Source organism: Cognataquiflexum nitidum, from assembly GCF_022538055.1.
Taxonomy (GTDB): Bacteria; Bacteroidota; Bacteroidia; order Cytophagales; family Cyclobacteriaceae; genus Cognataquiflexum; species Cognataquiflexum nitidum.
This window is the reverse complement of the sequence record NZ_JAKZAM010000002.1, coordinates 160,287-185,335: the sequence shown is the minus strand read 5'-3', so window position 1 is coordinate 185,335 and position 25,049 is coordinate 160,287. Positions and strand designations below refer to the sequence as shown.

20 protein-coding genes are annotated in these 25,049 nt (G+C 37.5%); all 20 read right to left on the bottom strand.

Going from position 1 to position 25,049, the window contains the following annotated elements:
- The 20 genes from MMU07_RS02005 to MMU07_RS01905 all read right to left on the bottom strand — a co-directional run bounded on the left by MMU07_RS02005 (position 1) and on the right by MMU07_RS01905 (position 24,964).
- Complete coding sequence (locus MMU07_RS02005) at positions 1-699, bottom strand: WecB/TagA/CpsF family glycosyltransferase (protein ID WP_241124155.1); 699 nt, start codon at positions 697-699, stop codon at positions 1-3.
- Positions 696-1,634: a delta-aminolevulinic acid dehydratase gene (locus tag MMU07_RS02000; RefSeq protein WP_241124154.1), complete on the bottom strand. Its 939-nt coding sequence runs from the start codon at positions 1,632-1,634 to the stop codon at positions 696-698. The genes MMU07_RS02005 and MMU07_RS02000 overlap by 4 nt, the downstream gene beginning before the upstream one ends.
- 235 nt (positions 1,635-1,869) lie before the next feature.
- Positions 1,870-4,020, bottom strand: coding sequence for a bi-domain-containing oxidoreductase (locus tag MMU07_RS01995; RefSeq protein ID WP_241124153.1), 2,151 nt, complete (start codon positions 4,018-4,020; stop codon positions 1,870-1,872).
- Positions 4,021-4,030: 10 nt separating this feature from the next.
- Positions 4,031-4,441 carry an acyltransferase gene (locus tag MMU07_RS21770; RefSeq protein WP_272492482.1) on the bottom strand — a complete coding sequence of 137 codons (411 nt, stop codon included), beginning with the start codon at positions 4,439-4,441 and terminating at the stop codon, positions 4,031-4,033.
- A 26-nt stretch (positions 4,442-4,467) separates the two neighbouring features.
- Positions 4,468-5,649, bottom strand: a complete 1,182-nt coding sequence (locus tag MMU07_RS01980; RefSeq protein ID WP_255737162.1) for a glycosyltransferase — start codon at positions 5,647-5,649, stop codon at positions 4,468-4,470.
- Positions 5,631-6,770 (bottom strand): non-hydrolyzing UDP-N-acetylglucosamine 2-epimerase, encoded by a 1,140-nt coding sequence (gene wecB / locus MMU07_RS01975; RefSeq protein WP_241124152.1) that lies wholly within the window; start codon positions 6,768-6,770, stop codon positions 5,631-5,633. Before wecB ends, MMU07_RS01980 begins: the two co-directional genes overlap by 19 nt.
- Positions 6,771-6,799: 29 nt before the next feature.
- Positions 6,800-7,927, bottom strand: a complete 1,128-nt coding sequence (locus MMU07_RS01970; RefSeq protein ID WP_241124151.1) for a polysaccharide biosynthesis C-terminal domain-containing protein — start codon at positions 7,925-7,927, stop codon at positions 6,800-6,802.
- A 4-nt stretch (positions 7,928-7,931) separates the two neighbouring features.
- Positions 7,932-8,978, bottom strand: a complete 1,047-nt coding sequence (locus MMU07_RS01965) for a polysaccharide biosynthesis protein (RefSeq protein ID WP_241124150.1) — start codon at positions 8,976-8,978, stop codon at positions 7,932-7,934.
- Positions 8,959-10,140, bottom strand: a complete 1,182-nt coding sequence (locus tag MMU07_RS01960; protein ID WP_241124149.1) for a glycosyltransferase family 4 protein — start codon at positions 10,138-10,140, stop codon at positions 8,959-8,961. Before MMU07_RS01960 ends, MMU07_RS01965 begins: the two co-directional genes overlap by 20 nt.
- Positions 10,137-11,327 carry a hypothetical protein gene (locus MMU07_RS01955; RefSeq protein ID WP_241124148.1) on the bottom strand — a complete coding sequence of 397 codons (1,191 nt, stop codon included), beginning with the start codon at positions 11,325-11,327 and terminating at the stop codon, positions 10,137-10,139. Before MMU07_RS01955 ends, MMU07_RS01960 begins: the two co-directional genes overlap by 4 nt.
- Before the next feature lie 38 nt (positions 11,328-11,365).
- On the bottom strand, positions 11,366-12,700 hold the full coding sequence (locus MMU07_RS01950) for a lipopolysaccharide biosynthesis protein (protein WP_241124147.1): 1,335 nt from the start codon (positions 12,698-12,700) through the stop codon (positions 11,366-11,368).
- 588 nt (positions 12,701-13,288) lie between these two features.
- Positions 13,289-14,341, bottom strand: coding sequence for an SDR family oxidoreductase (locus MMU07_RS01945; RefSeq protein ID WP_241124146.1), 1,053 nt, complete (start codon positions 14,339-14,341; stop codon positions 13,289-13,291).
- A 12-nt stretch (positions 14,342-14,353) separates the two neighbouring features.
- Entirely contained in the window at positions 14,354-15,664 is a 1,311-nt protein-coding gene (locus MMU07_RS01940; protein WP_255737161.1) for a nucleotide sugar dehydrogenase, read from the bottom strand.
- 152 nt (positions 15,665-15,816) lie between these two features.
- On the bottom strand, positions 15,817-17,133 hold the full coding sequence (locus MMU07_RS01935) for a UDP-glucose dehydrogenase family protein (protein WP_241124145.1): 1,317 nt from the start codon (positions 17,131-17,133) through the stop codon (positions 15,817-15,819).
- A 208-nt stretch (positions 17,134-17,341) separates the two neighbouring features.
- Positions 17,342-18,448, bottom strand: coding sequence for a GNVR domain-containing protein (locus tag MMU07_RS01930; RefSeq protein WP_241124144.1), 1,107 nt, complete (start codon positions 18,446-18,448; stop codon positions 17,342-17,344).
- Between the two features lie 52 nt (positions 18,449-18,500).
- Positions 18,501-18,647 carry a hypothetical protein gene (locus tag MMU07_RS01925; protein ID WP_241124143.1) on the bottom strand — a complete coding sequence of 49 codons (147 nt, stop codon included), beginning with the start codon at positions 18,645-18,647 and terminating at the stop codon, positions 18,501-18,503.
- A 34-nt stretch (positions 18,648-18,681) separates the two neighbouring features.
- Positions 18,682-21,282 (bottom strand): SLBB domain-containing protein, encoded by a 2,601-nt coding sequence (locus MMU07_RS01920; protein ID WP_241124142.1) that lies wholly within the window; start codon positions 21,280-21,282, stop codon positions 18,682-18,684.
- Positions 21,283-21,507: 225 nt separating this feature from the next.
- Positions 21,508-22,014: an ArsR family transcriptional regulator gene (locus MMU07_RS01915; RefSeq protein WP_241124141.1), complete on the bottom strand. Its 507-nt coding sequence runs from the start codon at positions 22,012-22,014 to the stop codon at positions 21,508-21,510.
- 166 nt (positions 22,015-22,180) lie between these two features.
- A complete protein-coding gene (locus MMU07_RS01910; RefSeq protein ID WP_241124140.1) occupies positions 22,181-22,537 on the bottom strand; it encodes a hypothetical protein in 357 nt (118 codons plus the stop codon).
- 3 nt (positions 22,538-22,540) lie between these two features.
- Positions 22,541-24,964, bottom strand: coding sequence for a penicillin acylase family protein (locus tag MMU07_RS01905; protein WP_241124139.1), 2,424 nt, complete (start codon positions 24,962-24,964; stop codon positions 22,541-22,543).
- Positions 24,965-25,049 lie beyond the last annotated feature (85 nt).

Sequence of the window (25,049 nt, the reverse complement as noted above, 5' to 3'; positions counted from 1 at the left end):
CTAGAATTTGTTCAGAAGTAACTTAAAATAAAATACAATTAGGTGTTTTTGCCTCATAATTCTTCTTGGTTGTTTTAAAAGTCTAAATGCCCATTCCAAATTACGTGAGACCCACCATTCAGGTGCCCTTTTGACAGTTCCGACATATACATCAAAACTTCCACCCAGCCCTTGGTACAAGGCAGGGTGTCTCTCACAAAGTTCTCGCATCAGGATTTCTTGCTTTGGCGAGCCCATTGCCACAAAAACAACATCTGGTTTTGATTCAGAAATTTTATCAATTAGTTGATTTTTTTCCAATTCACTTTGTAAATAACCATTTCGAAATCCCAATAGCTTTATCTTTGGGAAATCTTTCTTGAGTTTTGTAACTGTTGATTGAATTACCTCTTCTGACCCACCGATAAGATAGAAGGACTTTTCTCCAACACTTTCTTTCACAATATCTAACCAAAGTTCACAACCAGGAATCTTATGGATATCTTTCACTCCTTTTTTTTGGAGAGCCCAAACTGCTCCGATTCCGTCCGGATATCCAATATTATTATTTATAATTTCTTTTGTAACCTCCGTAGCATGAAGAATTTTCTCAGCATTAATGGCAATGAGAATTTTCTTCTCACAAAATGCAAAGTCAATTAGCTCTTTTCGAGTGGTCGGAGCGAAAACTTTTAAGTTATTAATAATTTCGTATTTCATTTTGATGTTAAATGGTGCATATAGTTGCTCATTGCATAAAACATAAATGCATTGCTCCACCGCATATAAGATATTTTTGAACTAAAACCTTTTTTCAATTGGTAGTAGAAATATCCATTTCGATCCTGCATATTTTTAAATGTCCATCCTAATACCTTTTGGGCTACATAATCTTTATCATATTTGGTATCAAAATACTTCAAAACCAATAAAAGTTGGGCAGGACAATGTATATCAATCGGATAGGTTTCATCGTGATAATACTTTGGAGTACCATTATTGAGAAAAAAATTTTCATAATAATAATTTAGAGCCTTTTCAATCCTATCTTTAAACACGTAGTCCCCTGTACATTGTTGGTAGAAATATAGGGCCTCGAGATTATATCCAGTGTGAAAACTATCAATCCAGTTTTGTACAGGTAATAATCCGTAAACCCATGATCCGTCTTCATTTTGACCAGATATCGCCCCTTTCACCGCTAACTCAGCTAAAACCTTAAACTCTTGATTTTTGGTGTATTTAAACCCGATTGAAAGTAATTTGGCCCCGAGTAGACTCGCGTTGTAAACAGTGTTATTGCCTTCCAATGGACTGTAACTGAATATAATTCCTTCTTTGAAATCAGTTCGCTTAAGGTCCTCTGCGACAAATTTGCACGCAGAAACGGCTTCTTCCAACAATGACCCATCACCGGTAATTTCAAATGCTTCAAATAGAGCTGATGCACAAAAACAAGTGGCTACTACAGTAGGTGTGAATGATGGAAACAGGAATAGTCTCCTTGCTTGCCAATCAAAGTTGTAACCCCAACAAGAATTTTTATATCCGGCAGATTTTAGACTGAGGAGTAGTTTCGAAAGTTCTTGAATTTTAGTAAGAAGCTGTTCTGTAGTTCCAAAAGCCAATTGCCCATTTTTTGCAATTTTGTACAATTGACAATAACCGTTAAGAAATAATCCGATTCCCTTTGGATTATGTTCCTTTGGTACCAAAAGGAGTGGTCTGAAGTTTATTGGACTTCTTTTGAACCCTTGTATCCATGCCAGTCTTGCCAAATCCCAATGTTTTAGCGGAGTCAATTTGAACACCTTCGAATTAAGTCCATCATAAGGATCCCATCCTTTGTACCCCTCAGACTCGCAATATTCTTGTAACTTTTTTAATGAATCAATCATTTGAAACCAAAACTTTATTACCAGAAGATTGAATCGATTCCAAAACTTTAAAGGTTGTTTTGGTAACATTGTAGATACTTTCAAATGGAATTGGTTCTTCAATACCATTAACTAGGCAATCCAAAAATGACACTATCATTTCTTTTTGCCCTTTATTTTGATTAAAAAGTGACTTCTTGGTTTTTTTTCCCTTTCCAAATACTTTCAACGCCTTAAAATCTTCCAAGATACATGTAATACCACTTGCAAAAACTTCGACATACTCCTTAGGCAATTCTTTTGATCCATTAGCTAAATAGGAAATTGTTCCTATAGAACCATTCTTGAATTTCAGGAGAATTGACACCGAATCGTTTGTATTGGCTGGACTTGGGAGTACCACTGCTGAAACTGATTGTACTAAGCTCCCTGAAAGGAACGATAGAAAATCAATAAAGTGACAAACCTCACCAATAATCCTTCCACCTCCGATCTCCAAATCCTGGATCCAAGAATCAGATGGAATCTGACCTGCGTTGATGCGATAGGACATAGAAATAGGTTGTCCGCTTCCGATTAACTTTTTCATCTCAACGGCGAGTGGAGAAAATCTTCTATTGAATCCAATCATTAGCCGGCCTCCGGTGGTTGAATACAATTCAGTTATCTCTTCCAACTCAGATTCATACAAACAAAGTGGTTTTTCAACAAAAACATTGAGTCCATTTTTCAAAGCCCTCTTGACATATTTGGCGTGACTATCGTGACGTGTCGCGATAAAAACTGTATTTGAAACTCCATCAAAAATTTGATTTTCGTCTGATGCTGCAAATTCAAATCCAAATTTTTCTGCAACTCTTTTGGAGGTAGTACCTGTATTTGTCAATACTCCTTTCATTGCTACATTTGGAACTCCGGTGAAATTAGGTAAAAGATTTCCCTGAGCGTATGACCCAGCTCCTATAAAGGAAACGTTTACTCGTTCTGTCTTCCTTGATGTCCCGATACTTAACTTATTGCGTACATGTTTTTTTTCGTTTTTATACTTGAGGGCTATACCCACATAAGGTTCGCTTTTATTAACCACCAAATCGAACGCTTTTTGGGCCTGTTCAAAATCAAAAACATGAGTCGTAAGGTAGCCTATATTTAGTAGTTTTCGGTGAACCAAATCCTGAAAGGCCTCCATGTTTCTTTTTTCTGTCCAACGGACATATCCAACCGGATAATCAATCCCTTTTTCCTCATAATTCAAGTCATATCTACCGGGTCCGTAGCTACATGCCATTCTAAGCTCCAACTCCTTGCGATACCAATGTGGGTCACGTTCAAACCCCGTGGGGACAGCACCTAATATGACTACTCGACCTCGTTTTCGAGAAACTATACCGGCAAAATTGATGGGGTCTAAGCTATTTGTAGCTGCAGCAATAATAACCGCATCAGCCCCAATTCCTTGAGTATAAGAGAGGATCTTTTCTTCGATTCCAGGCTCATTTCTTACAAATCCAACATCAACTGCATTGTTGGCAATCGCTAAATCTACTGGAGCTTTTGAAATATCTATTCCAATAACCTTTAAACCTGATGCCTTTAGTATGAGACAGGCCAATTGACCTAAGAGCCCCAATCCTAAAACAACACATGATTCCCCTACTCGCAAATCAGCCTGTCTAACGCCTTGCATTGAGATGGCACCGAGAGTGTTATAAGATGCATTTAGAAGATTGGAGTCGGAGGGAATCTTTACACACAAATTTTTGGGTACGGCATTTATTTCGGCATGGTTTGCATATCCGACACCACCACAGGCTACATAGTCTCCCACTTCAAATTCCGTAACATCTTCCCCTACCTCAATAACCTCACCTGCACAGCTGTATCCCATTGGGCTATATGAATCGAGTTTTTTCATCACTGCCCGATAAGTTTGGATTGGACCTTGTTTTTTAAGCGTATCCAATACCAACCTAACTTGCTGAGGTCTTTCTTTTGCTTTACCAAGCAAGCTTTTCCTAGCAGCGGTAACTGTAGAGCCTTCTGTACCCGCGCTAATTATCGAATAATGAGTTTTTATGAGAACCATACCATTTGATAATTGAGGATATGGTATCTCTTGAACTTCCATTTCTCCGGAACCGAGCTTTTGTGTTAATTGTAGCATAACGAATAATTCAATATTTTTTTCTATCGTTTAGGATGGGGAATGGTCCTTCTAGTGTCTTTATGATTTTTGCAGGATTGCCGGCAACGACACTCTGAGGAGGAACATCTTTCGTGACTATTGCGCCTGCTGCCACTACCGAATTATTACCTTTGGTAACATCTCGTAGAACAACTGCATTCACCCCCAAAAATACATTATTTCCGATTTTGACTTCCCCATATCCGAAATCATCTTTATTGATAAGTCTACTTGCGCCATCATGGGAAAGTATCTTAACACCACTTGTTATCAAACAGTTATCTCCAATTGATACTTTCCCTCTATGTGTATCTACTTTTGCTCCCAGACTAATCATTGTATTTTTCCCTATTTTGACTCCTCTGAACCTTAAATAGTTTTGATAGAGAAATCTGACCAATTCACTTATTTAATAAACTACAATTTTTACGAAGATTTCTTTTTTGATTTCTGTATTTGATCATAGAACATAATTATTTCTTTGCTTTTCTTCTCCCAAGAGATTGATTCCGCAAGAATTCTGTTCTTTTTCCCCATAGCTTCCAAATCATACTTCTCATTCAAAATGTCTTGTAGAGCGTTTACTATGCTCTTCTTTTCGAAATCCACCAAAATGAATCCTTCTTGATTTTTGGCAACGAAGTCATTCAAATCACCGTACGGATGAATGAGCACCGGCCGACCTAGTGCTAGATAATCTCCTAGTTTATTTGGCCATCCAGCTAAAGCATTTTGATTAACTTTTCTGACCATTAAAAAAACATCAACTTCTGAAATAGCACTAACATCGTTCAAGTAGTCAAGCCAACCTTTTTCAACTAAAATATCATTTATTTTATATTCATTTATTTTTTGCCTCGAAACAGGTTTTCCAAATCCCCACAACTCAACCTTTTGCTTGATATTTGGATCTGAAAATGCCTCAAAAGCTGGTCTAATAAAATCCAATTCAGTATCAGCCATTCCCAAATAGGCTACAATTAATTTGTCTACTTTTGACTTTTTGATTGGTGGAGAGTATTTAAGCGTGGATGTAAGGGCTCCACCTCTAATGATAGCAATATTTTTAATACCATTTTTCTTTGCCCAATTATACATCCAACTTGAAAGTACAATTACGCCGTCTACCATTCTTTTACTTTTCACTTCAAACCACTTTTCGAGTTTTCCGTAGAATAATCGAAAATAGAAAGGTTTCTCTTTGTAATACCCTCCTTCCCCAAACAAATCCCACCATTCCGACAAATGGTTTGCACCTCTCAAATATTGATTTAAAAAAGCCGGGAGTGCTGAAGGCCTGTGGCCACAATCTGAAATAACAAGATCAAATTTATTCCAAATAGAAAATGGTATCTTAAGTATCAATGAAAAAAGTCCAAATCCGGATCCCCTCAGCTTATTGGGCATAAATTCAGGGAAACTGACTACATGGACGCCCTCAAGAAGCTTTTTTTCAATAGTTAATCCACTACCTTTCTTGATAGTCATGAAGGTTACCTCATGACCTAGTTTGGAAAGACCTGACGCAAGAAAGAATGAACGTCCCCACCCATCTGATCCTTCTACACCTCTATGCACATAAAGGATCCTCAGTTTTGTTTCCCCCATATTTTACTGTCCACATAATCTACATAAGAAATAATAATCCTCACCACTTTCTCGGAGACGTTGGGCATGCTGTAATCGGACACTAACCTAAAGTTCCTTTCTTTTCCCACCTCCTGTGTAGCAAGCTGTGCAATCCCTTGGATGATACGTTCTGTATTCATCCCAACCATCATCACTGCTGCCTCTTCCATTGCCTCAGGCCGCTCATGTGCCTCTCTGATGTTGAGGGCCCTGAAGTTGAGTATCGATGATTCCTCAGAAATAGTTCCACTGTCAGAAAGCACCGCAAATGAATTCATCTGTAGGGCGTTATAGTCTATAAACCCAAGTGGCTTCAGCAACTGGATCTTAGGATGAACCCTGACCTGCTTCGCTTCAATCATTTTGCGTGTACGAGGGTGGGTGCTTACGATTACAGGGAAACCATACTGTTCGGCTAAGTGGTTTAGGCTTTCTATAAGACCTAAGAAATTTCTTTCATTGTTAATGTTTTCCTCGCGATGGGAAGAAACCACAAAAAACTCACCTTTTACCAAACTGAGCTTTCGGAGCACGTCCGATTTCTTGATTCTATTCAAATAGTGGTGAAGAACTTCAAACATCGGTGATCCTGTTTTGATAACCCGATCCGCCTGCAAACCTTCACGTAGGAGATACTCCCTTGCAATATCGCTGTAAGTAAGGTTGATATCTGAGATATGGTCAACTATCTTCCTGTTTGTCTCTTCCGGCACTCGCTGGTCAAAACAGCGATTTCCCGCCTCCATATGGAAAATTGGGATATGCCGTTTTTTTGCAGGAATGGCACAAAGGCAACTATTCGTGTCTCCCAAAACCAAAAACGCATCGGGTCGGATATCCGCCAATAAAGGGTCTATCTTGATTAGGATATTCCCTACCGTCTCGGTAGCGGTTTGCCCTGCCGCGTCCAAAAAGTGATCAGGCATACGGATCTGAAGTTCGTCGAAAAAAATCTGGTTAAGCTCGTAATCGTAGTTTTGGCCTGTATGCACAAGGATATGCTCCACTGCAAGTGAGGCATCAAGCGCAGAAATCACCCTAGAAAGGCGAATGATCTCAGGACGCGTACCTACAACGGTCATAACTTTGAGTTTCTTCATGGTTTCTTTTTGAATTGAATATTTAGGTATTATACATTGACAAAGTAAGTGTCGGGATCATTGGGATCATAGGGTTCGTTGATCCAAAAAACAGTAATCAATTCCTCCTCACCAATGTTTTTGATATTGTGCGTGTACCAGACCGGCATATCTACGTATCCCGGCTCCTCTCCATCAAGGAAAAAATCGAGTATGGTGTTGGTGTCCACCCTTCTCAACTGAATAAGGGCCTTTCCTTTAATGACGGCGAAGCGCTCAATCTTTCTAGTATGGAAGTGATTCCCTCTTGTAATCCCAGGAACAGTTGTCGAAAATGAAACTTGTCCACCTATTCCGAGCCTAGCTAACTCTACGAATGTGCCCCTTGGATCACTGTTTTTCTTGAATTTTCTCGGAAAATAATTTTCCAGATCCATGAAACACCTATAAGTATTGAAAAGATTGAATTCGAAGGTATTTTTCAATATAGGAATGTTACCCTTGTCATGATACTCCGACTTGAATCTGTTCAAAATCCCCAATATTTCGGAGACCGTTGCCTCAGCAGTATGGTCCACAAGATAGGCCGGGTCATTTGTCTGTTGCCTGATTGCTTTCAATATTTCGGCTACAAGTTCGGTGACATAAATCAGCTTCAAGTTCCCATCTACATCCAGTCTTGGTGTTTCTCCCCGAGATATCTGATAGCAAAAAGTTGCAACTACTGAATTATAAAAAGGATGGCCGAAAGGCCCGAAAACATTAGGGATTACCATTCCCGTAAATGATGCACCCGATGTCTTTGACCATTTCTCCAATAATTCCCGACCCTCCTTCTTGGACTTGCCATACATGTTGTCCTTTTCTTCCTGAGTCGAGGAAGATATGACCACGTGAGGTGTGGAAGTCGTCCGCTCGAAAGCCCCCACCAACTTAAGGACCATGTCAACATTTGATTGGTAAATTGTTTGGGGATCGTTGTGCCGGTTTAAAGCCGCGAGATGCACGACCACATCGCATTGCTTAACAAAGGAATCCAAATAAACCTCATCCCCAAACCACTCTCTTCTGAAATCGATTGTTTCGAATTCTTCAGAAAACAGTCTGAGTGTATTTTTAAGATGCGTACCTACGAAACCGTTTTGCCCGGTTATTCCGATCTTTTTCCTTTTTTCCATACAATCAATCGGGGTATTGTGGAAGGTCCGTTTCACCTAAAATATCTCGGCGAATGATAGGAAGCTTCATTAAAAGTTTTTTCGTACCCTCCACATCTAGTCGGTGGGTATTGTGCGAATGATATTCCTCTATCTTGGCCATGTTGGGTTCACCTTCCGAGAAATATTGGGCATAGTTAAGGTCCCTTGTATCTGCGGGGATTCGGTAATATTCCGAAAGGTCTACCGCCTTGACCATGTCTTCTCGATTCACCAAGGTTTCATACAACTTCTCACCATGGCGGGTACCAATGACACGTATCTCATTAGATGCATTGTAAAGCTCCAACAAGGCTCTTGCCAACACCTCTATGGTCGCCGCCGGAGATTTTTGCACAAAAAGGTCCCCTTGTTTGCCTTTTTCAAATGCAAACAGAACCAAGTCCACTGCATCCTCAAGAGTCATCATGAACCGGGTCATATTGGGGTCAGTGATAGTCAAGGGATTGCCAGACTTGATCTGCTCAATGAACAAAGGGATCACCGAACCACGCGATGCCATAACATTCCCGTACCGCGTACCGCAAAAAACAGACCTGTTGTCATCCAGATTACGCGACTTAGCCACCATCACTTTCTCCATCAAGGCCTTTGACATCCCCATCGCATTAATCGGGTAAGCCGCCTTATCAGTACTTAGCACCACTACCCTCTTCACGTCATACCTCTCGGCCGCAGAAAGCACATTGTCCGTCCCAAAAATATTAGTCTTTACTGCCTCCAAAGGAAAGAACTCACAGGAGGGAACCTGTTTTAGTGCAGCTGCATGGAAAATATAATCCACGCCTTTGACAACCTGACCAACACTACCTGGGTCTCTCACATCACCGATATAGAACTTGACTTTTGGATTATTGACCTTTTTTCTTAGGTCATCTTGCTTCTTTTCATCTCGGCTGAAAATCCGGATTTCACTGAACTCGTCACTGTCAACAAAGCGGTTTAGTACCGCGTTGCCAAAGGATCCTGTGCCACCGGTGATAAGGAGGGTTTTATTCTCGATTTTTTCCATTTACTAATTTGATAAAATTTAATATCTCATTACCTGCTTGGATGTGCGAATATTTTTCGAAGATTAATTGACATCCATTCTGAGCCACTTCCAAAGCTATATCATATTCTTCAACTATTTTACAAAGTTTACCAGCATATTCCTCAACTTGGCTAGGTTTTGCTAAATAAAGGTGATATCCATCTTTCACATAGTTCCCAATTTCCCCAATTTCAGTTGTAAGAGTAGGAGACCCTGATGCCAGATATTCCCCAAGCTTAGTTGGAAAGCCCCCCAAGGCTCGGGTTGTGTTAGGTTGGGCGGAAACCAAGATTTTTGCAGATTGGAGAATATGCGGAACTTGGTTAAACTCAGCGAAAAGGATTTCAACATTATTATCTAAATCCAAATACTTGATTTTTGAAAGAATTTTTTGAAGATCAGAAGTCGAAGGCTTTCCATATAATCTTAAGGTGTATTGGGGATAGCGTTTCAAAAGAATAAAAAAAGCTTCAATTATCAACAACACATCATCTTTGGCCAATTCCATATTGCCCATATAGCAAATATAGTTTTCTCTTTCTACTGATTTCTTAACAGGAAATCTATCAAGATCTGTGATTGTGCTTAGCACAAGTTTATCTATAGACCTTTTTGAAATTCGAACATAAAACTCACCGAGCTTTTCGGTCATAGAAATCAACCCTGATACATTAAACAAAGAAATCCTGTAGCCAAATTCCTTTAGAAAACCGACTCTTTCTTTTAAGTATTTCCTTATAGGTATAGGAAACTCATCAAACATAAAAAAAACAGGGATTTTAAGAGTTTTTAAGAAGACAGTAGTCAAACCTAAAACAAAAACATTGTCATTACTAATGATTATTCCATCAAACTTTTTCTTCTTGTTTCCATTTCTTATCATTTTCATAGCAAAAAAAAATCCTTCCAGAAAGTTTAAAATACGAATGATAGGGTTATTTGGTCTTATTCTTTTACTGAGTTTAAACAACTTAATTCCGTACAATTCAACACTACCTGATTGTTCTGATTCGTAGGGATACATTGTGATCAGATGAACTTCAGCACCCAATTTTACCATTCCCCTCGAATATGCCATCATCCTTGTGGTAGCTGCTAGACCTACAGGCAAAGGAAAGTATGAAAAAACCCCAATTTTCATTTAAAATGTCTATTAGGTAAATAGAAGGAGAATAAAATCATGAAGCCTATCAAAGTATTCTCAATTGGGTTCGAGAACAAAGGAATTATAATAGCTCCGAAAATTGAGATATGCTGAATCTTTTTTGTGCTAATGGGGAGATAAATTATCAAAAGCTTGAAAATCACCCATAAAAACCCAATTAATCCGACAAATCCCCATTTATAAAGAACTTCGGCCAATCCCCCAACTCCAACGATCTTAAGAGACGAAGCAGAAGAACTCCTGTCTTCAATAACTCCATGTCCGAAGGGATAATCCATCGATTTCAGAAAATTAATCCCAAAATATGCAATTCTATTTGCCTCAAATCGATCTGAAAATTCTTGGCTGTAAACTGTATCTTCTTCAGCTTCTTTTATAAACTGTTCAATTTTTGGAATTAAGAAATCATTATAGAGGACCTGAGGATTCAATAAAACCAATGTAATTGCAAGGAAAATAAATATTATACCCTGTAACCTCTTCAACGAATTGGAAAAGATTAAGAGCATCAACGATATGTACCCTGCAGTAGATAACGTTGTTACTATTGCTAAAGAATAAACCCAAAATCTTTTGGAATATTTGATACCACCTTTTGTCCAATTATACACAATCATTAAAACGGATGACATAGCAAATGCTCCAGGCTCCCACATAAAACCAGAATTTCGCAAATCATTCCTCCCAGAATGTGTGTAAAAAAAGTTATTCCAATAGTAAAGTTGTGCATCTTTTTGCAAATACACATTGTTTGTGAAAGGTTGAAAGATTACATGAATTTGATTAAACAGGTGTGGGAAAATAAGGTTTAAACAATAAAAACCAAGAGAAACGATAGTCATTATAAAAATTAAACTTTCAAATTTATTCCAAAACTGACTCTTCCAAGCATGGACTAAAAAGAAAGCAATTGACATTCTAATTGCATATCCAAAAAATGTAATAACACTAAAACCTGTTCGATGGTAGACAAAGGCAACTAAGTTAATTATTGCCCATGAGAGAAGAAAAGCAATAAGCACCCTGCTGTTTCCAAATTTTTGCTCAAAATGCTTATACCCCAAAAATAAAAAGGCCAAGACTAAAAACCATGGAGTGTCCACAAAAAACAGAGTGTTAGCAAACATTGAAATCGCAATGACCAATGGAATAAAAATATTCATCCTCCTATTGGTGGATTCAAAAAATCGAGATTCAATTGTCATTTGTTCCAAATGCCTAATGCAGATTCTGTAATCAATTTCCTTATTTGGATTCTAGGCCAAATTACGTTTGCTGTAGCAACAAATATCATTGAAATAACTACACCATTAATTCCATAACTTTTACCGAGGAAATAGGCAAGAGGTATATGTATAATTGCAGCCAAAAGCGTAGCAATCATTTGAACTCTCAATTTACCACTGCCATTTATAAAGCTCCCATATACAGACCATTGCATGTAAAGTAAGTAATAAACAGATAAAAGGGAGGCTAGTATAATGTTAAACTCGATCTTGCCACCTAGCCAAATTGAATATACTGTAGGCCCTAAGACAATTAACAAAATAATTACAAATACAAAACCAGCCCAAATCCTATTCAATTTTTTGATCGTTTCCATTACCCATTTATGGTTTTTTTTCGCAAATGCCTCTGTAGATGCTGACCAAAACGGCATATTTATTAAATAAAATACTGTACTGACAACTCCTAGGTATTTAAATGCGATATTGAATTCGGTAACTCCTGATGGCCCTACAGTATGCGCTATGATTAAATTATTTGATTGAAATAACAAGAGAGCTGTTATTTGCACAACAAAAAAACTCCCTCCCAAAGAAAACAAGGGCTTCACAAGGTCTTTATTAAAAAACTTTAGTCGTGGTCTTAAAAAGGAGTATTTGTTTCTGAAGACTGCAATGTTTGCAGCAATCATTACAATTAAAGGGGAAATTGTGATGATAATCCCCAATTCCCACAACTCGAGGTCAAGATTAATTTTGATTGAAAACCAAATTGTAAGAAAACCCAATACTAATCCTAAAGTATTGATTAAAGATGCTCCTTCAGGTTTTTGAATTGCTTGAAAAACAGAGGTGATTAATTTAAAAAAAAACTGAATCGAAAAAATTAAAATCACAAAAAAAACAAGCTTATTAAGCTCCTCTTCTAATCTGCTTGGTGCATTCAAAAACGCAGTCCACGAAATGTGGGGTACTATAGTAATTGCAACAATGCAAAAAATGAAAACCAAAACTAATATGGAAAAATAGGCTGTACTGGTCAGAGAAACGGCCATTTCCTTATTTCCAGCCGCCAATGACTCCGCCAACTTGTTTCGTAAGCCATGTCCCAAACCAACGTCTAGGAAGTTCATCCATAATATTAGAGTTGTGACAGTCAACCAAACTCCATACCTCTCTGAATCGAGTACTTCTATCAGAAGAGGGACTAAAAGTAGGTTAACAATTATCCCTACTCCATTAAGTACAAGTAAATATGCAACACTTCTCGAATGTTTTCCACGAAATCTCTCAAAGAATCGATCAATCATGCTTTAATTTAAATTCTTGCATCAATAGATTCTTTTGGGAAAAAAGACTTCCAATCAAAGTCCAATTGTGATGTAACTTTTGAATTTTCCGCTCCATTAATTCTTTAAAAGCTAAAGCCAAAATCTTGCTAGAAAACTCATGTAAACTTGGTTTTCTGCACCTATTTATAACTTGCTTATAATATTCCTGCTCTACCTTCATAGGATCTGCTTATGGGCCATAAAAATCTACCTCCATATCAAATCATTTCAACTCCAAATGATAATCTCCTATATGCATATTTCCAAGATGAGGGGTCTCTTCCTCAAAAGAGAAACCAAAAAATATTAAGCTTTTAGGATTATAATTTCATCTGTTGTTTGATAACCTTGGGGAACATTTCCAATTTAGACAGTCATCGGATTTTTTTTTTAAGAAGGTCAACCAAAACAAAGACCACATAACTCAGAATAGAAATATATTGAACAAAATAAGGTTAAATACCTGAAACCAATATAGTTTGGTTTTTTTCTCCCTAAAAAAAATTGAACGAAAATCTAGATTAGAATTGATTTTTTAACTACCTGATTTAAAAACAATTAATTCAATTATTTTAGATTTTTCCAATACCATACAATGGCCTCATTTAAACCACTTTGAATATTAAATTTGGGTGAGTATTCAAGAATATTCAAAGCTTTTTCTATTGACGCTAACGAGTGAGGAATATCACCACCTCTATTAGGACCATATAAAATTTCCACTTTATGAATGCCCGAATCAAATTTCGACAATGTTTCTTTTAATATTTCAACCAGTTCTTTCAACGAGGTTCTTTCTCCAAATGCAACATTGAAAACCTCTGAAATCGTACTTTCGTGATTGTAATTTATGCCTATGACTTCGGAGTAAACTTTTAACTTTTCTTTAAATTCAGCGGTTGGTATAATTGCTGCCAACTGATTGGCCTGAATCACATTGTCTATGTAGGTAAAATCCCTTGAATAACTTCCGTCACCATTTATAACAGGACTATTATGTGCCATTAACTCGGATACAAATTTTGGAATCACCGCCGCATAGGCACCATTTGGGTCTTGCCTTCTTCCAAAGACATTAAAATATCTCAGTCCAACCGTTTCAATTCCATAAATATCAGAAAAGTTTTTGGCGAATAGTTCGTCCACATATTTTGTGATAGCATAGGGAGACAAAGCATTACCGATCACGTGTTCTACTTTGGGTAGTGCAGCATGATCTCCATATGTAGATGAACTTGCCGCATACACAAATCTCTTTACCCCTGCCTCCTTCGCGGCAAAAAGCATTTTTACAAACCCTCCGATGTTGACATCTGTAGTAGTCATCGGATCAGCAATTGATCTAGGAACAGAGCCTAATGCTGCCTGATGCAATACATAATCGCAACCTTCTACAGCTAAGGCACAATCCTCAAAATTTCTAATGTCACCTTCTATCAATTTGAATTTTCCATTCTGTAAAGCAACTTGAAGATTCTCTCTTTTTCCTGTGGAAAAATTATCCAAGCAAACAACTTCATTTCCTTGATCCAATAAGGCGTCAACAAGATTGGAGCCTATAAATCCGCCTCCACCTGTTACAAGTACTTTTTTGTTTTGAATTATTCTCGAATCCTTCATAAACAGATTATATTACAGTCTTGCATCCACTTTTGATTTGTCAAGAATCCCTTTGACATCGTAGACAACTTGATTATTAGATTTTTGAATATCAAGGGAAACAAACTCCTTGTGGGCCACTGCTAAAATAATGGCGGAATAATCCCTTAGGCTAGGCTTACTTGCTTGACTGAAAATATGAATTCCATATTCATGAAGGACTTCTTTTGGATCTGCCCATGGATCAAAAACATCTACGTCCATGTCAAAAGATTTCAACTCATTGTAAATGTCAATTACCCGGGTATTTCTGACGTCAGGACAGTCTTCTTTGAAAGTAAAGCCGAGAATCAGGACTTTAGAATCAATGACTTTGAGATTTTTTCTCATCATCAATTTGATCACTTCTGTGGCGACATGCTTACCCATGGAGTCATTTAGTCTTCTTCCTGCTAGGATAATTTCAGGATGATAACCTACTTCCTGCGCTTTTTGGGCAAGATAAAAAGGATCAACCCCTATACAATGTCCGCCTACCAATCCCGGTTTGAAGGGAAGGAAATTCCATTTTGTACCTGCTGCAGCCAAAACTTCATGGGTATCTATTTCCAATAAATTAAAGATTTTGGACAATTCATTTACAAAAGCAATATTGATATCCCTTTGGGAATTCTCTATAACTTTAGCCGCCTCAGCGACTTTTATGGAGGAGGCTTTGTGTGTCCCCGCAACAATTACGGATTTGTATAATTCGTCTATAAAATCCGCGATTTCAGGAGTGCTTCCAGAAGTGACTTTCAAAATCTTGGTAACTGTATGTTGCTTATCTCCCGGATTGATTCGTTCAGGAGAATACCCTGCGAAAAAATCCAAATTAAACTTTAACCCTGAAGATTTTTCTAAAACTGGTACACATTCATCTTCAGTTACACCGGGATAAACCGTAGATTCATAAATCACTATATCTCCTTCTTTCAATATTTTCCCAATCATTTCAGATGCCCTGAGCATTGGAGTCAAGACAGGTCTGTTATGTTTATCCGTAGGTGTTGGTACGGTGACAATAAATATATTACAGTTTGTAACCGATGATATCTCACTAGTAACCAAGAGTCCTTTTCTATTAGAATTCAGACCTTCCTGAGATCCCACAAGTACATTATTTAGCTCGTGATCTTCAATTTCCAAAGTCCGATCATGACCATTTTGAAGTTCTTGAACTCTTTTTAAGTCAATATCAAATCCTACAGTTTGAAATTTTTCTGCAAAAGCAGTCGCAAGGGGAAGCCCTACATAGCCAAGCCCAAAAATCGCGATTTTTGATTCTGATAATGGTTTTATCATTATATTTTTGATAATTAAGAATTTGTAAACTTTTAAAACAAAAAACTAACTGAAAATCAATCCAATTAAAGGACCATGTTTAGGGAGGTTTTCAAAAATAGCATTAAAATAAAAAAGCGTTTCTAGTATGAGATACTAGAAACGCTCAAGAGTTATACACCTATACCGTACAATGTAAATCCAAGCTCCTCAAGGTATTCTCTATCATAAATATTTCTTCCGTCAAAAACCACTTTGTTGTGAAGTAATTTGCCAACAGCAGACCAACTTGGAATCCTAAATTCTGACCATTCTGTCACCAACAATAATGCATCTGAATCCACCAAAGCATCGTAGGAATCTTTTGCATAGGTGATTTTATCTCCAATGTAGATATGCTGTGCTTCTTTCATTGCGATTGGGTCGTAGGCTTTGACCTTTGCCCCTGCTGCCAAAAGCTCATCAATGATAACAATTGAAGGTGATTCCCTCATATCATCTGTGTTAGGTTTGAAACTCAAGCCCCATATCGCAAATGTTTTTCCGCTAAGGTCATCTCCAAAATGCTTCTTTACCTTTTTTACCAAGACGTGCTTTTGGTCATCATTTACATCTTCAACAGCTTGAAGAACCCGAAGATCATATCCGTATTTCTTACCTGTTTTGACAATTGCTTTTACATCTTTTGGAAAACAAGATCCCCCATAGCCAACACCCGGGTAGATAAATCTAGTTCCAATCCTTGGATCTGAACCTATCCCTTTACGAACCATATTAGCATTGGCACCTACCAACTCACATAGATTTGCTATGTCATTCATAAATGAAATTTTGGTTGCTAACATAGCATTAGCCGCATATTTTGTCATTTCCGCAGATGGAATATCCATGTAGATAATTCTATCTCCGTTCAATTGAAAAGGTTTGTACAGCCTTTTCATAATTTCCTCTGCCCTTTCATCTTCCACACCAATTACAATCCTGTCAGGTTTCATGAAATCATCCACAGCAGCTCCCTCTTTTAGGAATTCAGGATTAGAAGCTACTGCAAAAGGAATATCAACTCCCCTTGATTCCAAAGCTCCTTTAATCGCTGCTCTAACTTTTTCACCTGTTGTCACGGGGACTGTACTTTTTGTAGCCACCACAATGTAGTCGGTCATGGTACGACCTATTTCATCAGCTACTGCCAATACATATTTCAAATCTGCTGAACCATCCTCTCCCGGAGGTGTTCCTACGGCGATAAATGCAACCTGCGAACCTTGGATTGCTTCACCAAGATTGGTGGAAAATTGTAACCTTTTACTTGCAAAATTTCTTTTAACGATTTCCTCAAGACCAGGTTCATAAATCGGCATGATGCCGTTTTTAAGATTGTCGATCTTTTTTTGATCGATATCCACGCAGACAACTTCAATGCCTACTTCGGAAAAACACGCTCCGGATACCAAACCAACGTATCCTGTACCTACTACTGTAATTTTCATTTTTTAAAAATTTTATGATTAATAAATTATTGAATTATACTTGCCCTTTTTTTCGGGTTTGTTTTAAGATAATTCTACCGAGATAGATTTAATTATTTACAGACGCAAATTAAAATAATTTAAAATACAAATAAAAATATTTGAAATACTTTTTTATGTATTTTAAAAAAAATTAATTTTAAGAATAACATATGACGCAGTCTTATTTTTAATTTTTATTCCAACTTTCTTTAAATGAATAAAAATATTCTTTTCCAAATACAAATCCCAAAGAGAAAATAATACCTATTATAAAGGAAACTACTACAATTAAGGGTCTTTTTGGTGCAGACTTCTCAATGGGTATGGTAACCGGTTGAATAATGGAAAAAATCGGTGTGTCTTTACTAACTTGGAGCTTTGCTTGCTCCAATTGTTTTGCCAATTCGGTATACACATTAAACGCAAAATTATATTCCGCTTCAAGTTTTTGTAATTGATTTAAAAGCATAGCAGATGAAAGATTTTGGTTCCTATCTCTAAAATTGGCCAATTTATTTTGGATTTCTTCAAATTCAGTTTTCTTCTCTTCAAACCTTTCTGATGTGAATTTCAATTGCTCTCTGGCATTTTGAATTTTGAATTCAATTACTTCTTTTTGAAGCAATTCTTCAGCAAATTTTGCCATTTGTGCAGCCATCATTGGTTCAGGCATAGAAAATGATAAAGTAACAAACCCCTCTTTTTCGTTATATTGAATAGCAACCTGTTCATCGAGTCTTTTGAAATGTTCAAATTCATTTTCAGAAACATTGATCAATCCAAGGTCATTTTCGGATTTATTTTTATTGGATCCTTTAAATGATTTTAACAACAATCCTGGCAAACCAATTGTGTATTTACCAATTAATGTCAAAACGTCGGGATCAAATACACTATCGTAATAATATTGATAAGTGATCGGCTGATTTTCTCCAAGAAGATAGATTTCTGCATCTAACAATGATTTTCGAAAAGGAACAGATGTCACGATTTTCGGATACAATGTCGGTGGGATTTCACTACCTCCACCCATTCCACTCAAATTTATACCCGCAAGAGAAGCCAAACCTCCAAGGCTTCCTCCTACTTTACTTGGTTCGGACGTTTGGGGAACAAATGTTGAACCAGCGGTAAATTCATTTTTCAATAAAATAGCAACCAAAACCCCTAGGACGACACAACAAGACGTGATAAAAACGATTGTCTTCTTACTTACCCACAGGATTTTGCCCAACTCCAACAAATCAATTTCATCTGTTGTTTGATTGAGGGGGCTTTTTTTATTTGATTCCATTATTTTTTTTAAGATGTATGTACACAATTATGCCAGTAGATTGGATATCCATTTAAATTCTTGTCTGTGGACTAAAAATATCCAGCACATCCCTGCCCGAGGGCAGGCGAGGGTCTTCTGACTTCTTTCCGATAGCTATCGGAATTCCGTCCCCACTAAAGAAGAATATAGGGTTACTGCCAAAGAAGCGTATTTCCATATTTTTTAAAGTATTTCCTATCCCTTAAAGCTATTTACCGATTCAAATTATTGATTAAAAGTATAATCGTGGTAAGTGTTGTAGAAATGGCTAACCACCCTTGAATAGACATAGGCTCTTTGTCTCTCTTTGATGGAACTATGATTTCTGAACCCGGTTCAACTTTTGGATAGACTTTGAAAAACAAAAAGTTGGAGGTTCTTTTCACATCCCCATTGGCATAAACAACATAAGATCGTTTTTTCCTTGATTTGTCTGTAAATCCACCTGCTCTGGAGATATATGTTTTAAATCTACCATTTTCCCTATACCGGGCCGTTGTAGGAAAAAGAACCTCACCTCTCATCCTTACTGTTTGCAACTGCTTGGGAATACTTAAAATATCTCCTTCTTGAATAATCAAATCATATTCACTTCCCGGATTTGATAAAATTGCTAGGAGATTAATTCCAATCATGTCTTGCGTTTTTACGATATCCCTATTCAAGGTATCATTTTCAGAAATCAAGGATTCTATTGTCTCCTTTCTAAAATCATCAATCAACAAACCTCCCTGCTTATTTGATAAATCACCGCCCTTCTCCGAAATTTTTTGATCAATTCTTGATAGAAGAATTTTTTCCGCCTCAGAAGTGTCTCTCCTGATCCTTTGAAGATTTTGCTTCACTTCTGTCAGATTTTGGGATTTTATCTGATTGTCGCTTGGACCTGCAAAAAATTCATTCCTACGAATAAGCGTTGCTCCTTTTGGATAAGCAAATTGGGTCAAACCACCCGATCTATTTAATAAATCTGAAATCTTTTCATTGGCATGTGCTATTGCATATTCCCCAGGAAAAAAAACTTCTCCTTCAACTCTTACTAATCTTCCCCTTTGAAATCCAGGGCTCCTCCGGACAATTACATGGTCAAATGGAGTCAAAGTCAAACCTGCATTATCCCCGGATAATTTCAGGTCTTTATCTACATTTATATGGATTATTTCGGCCAACTTACCGCTGACGTCATCCTTGACCCTACGGGCAATTTCTATTTGAGAAGATGTAGCTGATTCCTTAAAACCTCCTGCTCTAAGTACCAAATCGGCAACCTTCATGTTTTCACCAAAAGCAAATGCACCGGGTCTGTTGACCTCCCCGCTGATTATAACATAATACTCTTCCTTTAGGTCATAGATACTTGGAATATACAAAACATCCTCCCTTTGAAGGAAAATATCCTCCTCAGTTCCGTTAACGATAGCACCAATATTTAGGGAAACCACCTCTAATGAAAAGTCAGGCCTCGTTCTATATAAAGCAGCACGATTCATAAATGAATCATCCCTCAATCCTCCAGCTCTTTTGATCAGGTCGTTGATTCCCATGCCTTCCTCCAAAGCAAATGTGCCCGGTCTCAAAAGTGCACCGGATACCTGAATTCTGTTTTCATATCTTTCCAAAAGCTCCCCGAAAACAAAATTGTCTCCACCTTTAGGAATGAAATTTCCAAAATTTTGACTATCGATGTTTTCAACTTTAAATTCTTTTTCTGTTGTTCTGAAAACTGTTGCCACATTTTGGTAAGCTGTGGTAGAAAAGCCCCCGGCAAACTTGATAAGGACTTGAAGGTTTTCATCACTTTTCATTTCAAATAATCCGGGTCTTTGAACAGGCCCTGTAATTTCAACTCTTTTGTCGAACGGGGGAACCATGATCACGTCATTATCTTCCAGTCTAACATTTGCAGATTGATTGCCATTTACCAAAAAGTCGTAAATATCCATATTCGCAACCATTTTGCTGTTTCTATAAACTCGAATATTCCTAAATGAACCTTCTTTTTTTATTCCTCCTGAGGCATAAATGGCATTAAAAACACTCGCAAAGGATGAAAGTGTGTAATTCCCTGGAGTAAACACCTCTCCGACTATTGAAACTTGGATTGACCTGATGTTCCCAACCCTAAGCTGCATAAAAGTATTTGGAGAAGTGCCTCTTAAGCCTGAATAAATATTTGCTAAGGAATTCTTCAACCTTGCGGTTGCTGCTTCAACGGTCAATCCTGCAACATTTATAGGACCGACATTTGGGATAAAAACCAAACCCTCATTGTTGACTTTCAAATCATATTCAAACTGGGATGCACCATAAACATCAACCAAAATTTGATCTCCTGATCCCAAAATATAATTCTGTGGCGTAGGAATATTTAAATTCGGAGAGAAAGTAAGGCTGTTATTTCTGAACAAAGAAAAACCAAATATTTTTTTCTCTTCCTCAGTAAATTCAATTTCTTCAACAAAAAAAGATTCCTCTGTCTTAATCCATTCTCTTTCCGTGGTGTTTTGAGAAGGGGAAGTGGAAGTTACACTGCCTTTATTTCTTATCTGATTGATTCTTTGCCTTAGTTTCGCTACCTCAGTAGCAGGCATTCCACGCTCTCTCGCCATTGCTTCAAGCTGCTGTTCGGTCATTCCTGAGGATTCAGCCCTTTTAATCAGCTGCTCTAATTGGGCATCCGATAGGTTATCAACCTTGATGTTTTGAATATCCGAAATCGATTGGCCATACAGGACTACTGTAGATAGCACAAACAAAAGTCCGGTAAAAAACAACTTTACAACCAAGATTTGATTAATTATTTTTTTATTCATTTTTAAAATTTTTGCCTTTGAAGATAATAACAAAGGATTTTTTATTCCTATACTAAAATGATAATTGATTTTTTGAAATGCTCATTCCGAAAATTAAACCAAAGTCTTATATTATTTAGAAAATAAATCATTTTACTTCACTCACTTGACACAGCTTCGCCCTTTCAGTCACATTTTATGCACTTCCAAAATAAATTTAATAAGCAAAGTGAAAAGTTTAACTTTTCACTTTTTAAATAAAACTAGGGCATCTTTCTGAGCAAAATTTTTATTGACAATGAACCGTACTTTTCGGTCTATCAATTCTTCAATTCTATTACTCAAATGCCCAAGATAATTTTCATTCAATGATTCTCCATTAATCAAAACATCAATTGTACCTGAATCGATGCCTTGAGCATAATCCCCAACCAAAACAACCTCATTGACTTCTCCCATCCTTTCCAATACTGCTTCCAACAAACGGTCAAATCCCAAGTATTTTCTTATAATATCCTGAAGATTTGAAAACATAGGATGATGGGTATTGGCTTGGTATTCAATCCTATTTTTATCAGCTACTTTAACCAAAAAACCAGCTTCTGATAAATGATTAAGCTCTTTCCTGATTGAGTTGGTTGATTCTCCAAATTCGTCCGCAAGACCTCGCAGATGCCCTTGATTTTCAGCATTGCTGAAAAACTTTACCAAAAGTTTTAATCGGGTTTTAGACGTAATTAAATAATCAAGCATAAAAGTGACATGCACAAAACGAGCAACAAAAGTACTCGTATAGGAAGTAAAAGCAAAATATTTTTGGTTTTTTTGACTGGTATAATCCGACCCGCTAATAATTGGATTTAAAATACAATTAATAATGAATTAAAGTGAAAGAAAATTCCATTTTTTGAAATGAAAATCAACCTTTCCTTTCTAACAGCTTCCTTAGCATCGTTCCTGTCAAGCCACTAAATGCTCCAATTAAAAAACCCAAGATTGCAGTTCCAAACAAAAGGAGGTTGTCATTTGCCAAACCCATCAGTTTAGCCATTCTTTTTGGAAGCTCTGAATCCGTTTTTATAGAAATGAAAAAAGAGATCGCCATCCATGATAAACCAAAAGCAAGTCCCGGGCTGAGAAAAGAAGTTGTCTTCCCCGCTCCTGTTAAAAAAGTAACGGTGGCTACCACTATCATCAAAATCCAATAAGGAGCGTAAGGCCCGGCAAACAAAACCAACAGGGTAACGAAAACAAATAACAAAAGCGATTTTTCCATAAATCAATTTTTAAATACAGTTTTGAAAAGAGGATTTGGGAAACTATCCTCAAATTTTAAAGAAACATCAATGTATTCTCCATTAGCCCACTTTTTTAGCAGGTTATCGTAGTATTTACTTCCCGGATTGCCGGATTGGCCACCTGGATAAATACCAAAAGCACTTCCTTGTTCTCCCATCTCAACTACCATCCTCCAACTTGCTCCATTTCGCTCGCTTGTAGCATTCAAAATCCCAGCACCCCCACCTGTATAGACATTAATATGGCTGAATGATTTGAAATTTGGAACGAGATGCAAAACAGAAGTTTTTTTAAAATTTGCCCATGAATAATCTTTTTCAGTTTCTTCTATTTTTTTTATTGTCTCTACCATTTCATAGAAAGAGGACTTTACCAGCGAGCTAGCATTTTCTTTCTCTGGAGTTTCCGGATTATCAAAAATCTCACTTTTAGGCTCATTCAACAATAATTTGGTTGTTTGGTATTTGTTGGGTAACACAATGGGTCTGCCTTCAATTTTCCACTTTGACCAAATTCCATCATGTAGTTTTTCCCACCATACCTGAAATAAAGCCGGAGCTTCCTGATTTGGGAAGGCATTGAAATTCCACTTCTTTAACTGACTCAGGTATTTCTTACCAAAATCATCCATCTGATTGACTTCTGTAGCATCCAATAAGCCCAGCATTACGGGTAGTGCTTCCTCTGCATGAAGATGAAAATTATCAAATTGGAGTGCCATCATATCTTTGGTGGTAATTTGACTCATTTCCTCAAGTATACTGTTCAATCTTCTGTTACGATAATGTTCGAAACTGTGGTCAAACATATAGTACGGATAAGAGGGATCGACTGAATGTTGGTTGGCTGAGGATACAAATCCACGAACCGGATTCAGCGTCGAAGGGTTATGCTCGTTGGGAATAAAACCCTGCCATTCAAAATCCGGGGTTTTCCCATCCATCAAAAACTTTCCTTGACCTTCCCATTTCAGTGGAAATCTGCCCTGAACTTTCATGGCGATATCACCATCTTTTGAGGCAAAAACAAAGTTTTGTGCAGGGGAAGTATAATGGTTCAATGCATTGATGTAGTCATCATGATTCTTCCCTTTATTGAGCAAAAGGAAGGTTTTTTGTTCATTTGACGCCATATGGGCTGTCCATTTCAAGGAAAAATTAACATCCTTTCGGTCAGATCTGAAGTTTTTGTCATAGACCACAGGACCATAATGGCTATAGACTACAGTATCCATGAAGGAACCCTGGCCTTTGACTTTAATTTCTTCTATGCGGAAAGTGCTTTTTACCCAAACTTCATCATAAAGATACTCTGTCCTGCTTTCATCTTTAAATTGAATGGCGTACCAATCTCTTGTATCCCGCGTGGCATTGGTAACTCCCCAAGCTATGTCCTGATTGAAGCCGGAAATGATACCCAAGGCTCCCGGTAATGTCGCTCCTTTGACGCTATGGGAAGAAGTAGAAAGTTGCATCACGTACCAGAGTGAAGGCAAGTTAAGACTCAAGTGAGGGTCATTGGCCAAAATCGGGTTTCCAGTTTTTGTTTTGGCTCCGGATACAGCCCAATTGTTTGAGCCTATTCCCTCTACAGGTTGCGGCATGGTGTTTACAAAAATATCTGCTTCAAGATAGCCTGTACCTTCAGGTTTTGAAACTTCCAGAGGCACAAAATCCCAAATTCTCTCTGCCTCAATGACTGGATCATTATCCTCAGGAAAATCAGGATATAGCTTATCCAACATCTCTTGACCTATCTGATTCCTGAGATTGGTATATTCCAAATCCCTGTCTCCTACCAACATGTCAGCCATGTACTTTAGCAATAACATTGATTTATAAACGCTCCATGTTTCCGGTTTGTAATCAAGAATTTTATATTCTATAGGCAAATCCGCAGCGCTCAAACTTTCGATGTATTGATTTACCCCATCTGCGTAGGCTTCGACCAATTCATAGGTGTCGGGATGTTCTTTTTGAATGTATTGGAGGGAAGTTTCAGCCGCAAAAGCCAGACCTTTCCTTCGCGTCATACGATCCAATTCTATGGCCATAGGACCGACAATTTCTGAAATCCTTCCTGCGGCAGCCATCGTTTGGAATTCCATTTGCCATAGTCTGTGTTTGGCTGTGACATAACCTTGAACCCTGTACAAATCCTTTTCATCTTCAGCAAAAATGTGAGGAATAAGATTTTCATCATAAAATACACTGACCGTGTTGCTGAGGTTTTGGAGATCAATCTCCTCCTCAAAAGTCATATCTTCACTGTAAGAATTTTGCCAGAATCCATGGTTAGGATCCAGTAACTTTCCAACGGGTGGAACAGACCCAAATTGATAAGAAAGTGTAATTCCCAATCCTAGAGTGACAAAGAAAACTAGGAGAAAACCAATGTATTTCATATTAGTAAAATTGAGAAAGCAATATTTGGATTAATTGATGGTGATATAAAAAGTAAAATAAAAAAATCTAAAAAAAGGCCCTGCC

Coding starts and splice junctions, on each gene's coding strand:
- MMU07_RS01960 (WP_241124149.1), bottom strand. CDS start 10,140: ATGAAAATTGGGGTTTTTTCATACTTTCCTTTGCCTGTAGGTCTAGCA.
- MMU07_RS01910 (WP_241124140.1), bottom strand. CDS start 22,537: ATGGAAAAATCGCTTTTGTTATTTGTTTTCGTTACCCTGTTGGTTTTG.
- MMU07_RS01955 (WP_241124148.1), bottom strand. CDS start 11,327: ATGAATATTTTTATTCCATTGGTCATTGCGATTTCAATGTTTGCTAAC.
- wecB (WP_241124152.1), bottom strand. CDS start 6,770: ATGAAGAAACTCAAAGTTATGACCGTTGTAGGTACGCGTCCTGAGATC.
- MMU07_RS01995 (WP_241124153.1), bottom strand. CDS start 4,020: ATGCTACAATTAACACAAAAGCTCGGTTCCGGAGAAATGGAAGTTCAA.
- MMU07_RS01980 (WP_255737162.1), bottom strand. CDS start 5,649: ATGGGGGAAACAAAACTGAGGATCCTTTATGTGCATAGAGGTGTAGAA.
- MMU07_RS02005 (WP_241124155.1), bottom strand. CDS start 699: ATGAAATACGAAATTATTAATAACTTAAAAGTTTTCGCTCCGACCACT.
- MMU07_RS01950 (WP_241124147.1), bottom strand. CDS start 12,700: ATGATTGATCGATTCTTTGAGAGATTTCGTGGAAAACATTCGAGAAGT.
- MMU07_RS01905 (WP_241124139.1), bottom strand. CDS start 24,964: ATGAAATACATTGGTTTTCTCCTAGTTTTCTTTGTCACTCTAGGATTG.
- MMU07_RS01945 (WP_241124146.1), bottom strand. CDS start 14,341: ATGAAGGATTCGAGAATAATTCAAAACAAAAAAGTACTTGTAACAGGT.
- MMU07_RS01925 (WP_241124143.1), bottom strand. CDS start 18,647: ATGGAAATACGCTTCTTTGGCAGTAACCCTATATTCTTCTTTAGTGGG.
- MMU07_RS01940 (WP_255737161.1), bottom strand. CDS start 15,664: ATGATAAAACCATTATCAGAATCAAAAATCGCGATTTTTGGGCTTGGC.
- MMU07_RS01970 (WP_241124151.1), bottom strand. CDS start 7,927: ATGGAAAAAAGGAAAAAGATCGGAATAACCGGGCAAAACGGTTTCGTA.
- MMU07_RS01920 (WP_241124142.1), bottom strand. CDS start 21,282: ATGAATAAAAAAATAATTAATCAAATCTTGGTTGTAAAGTTGTTTTTT.
- MMU07_RS01935 (WP_241124145.1), bottom strand. CDS start 17,133: ATGAAAATTACAGTAGTAGGTACAGGATACGTTGGTTTGGTATCCGGA.
- MMU07_RS01965 (WP_241124150.1), bottom strand. CDS start 8,978: ATGGAAAAAATCGAGAATAAAACCCTCCTTATCACCGGTGGCACAGGA.
- MMU07_RS01915 (WP_241124141.1), bottom strand. CDS start 22,014: ATGCTTGATTATTTAATTACGTCTAAAACCCGATTAAAACTTTTGGTA.
- MMU07_RS01930 (WP_241124144.1), bottom strand. CDS start 18,448: ATGGAATCAAATAAAAAAAGCCCCCTCAATCAAACAACAGATGAAATT.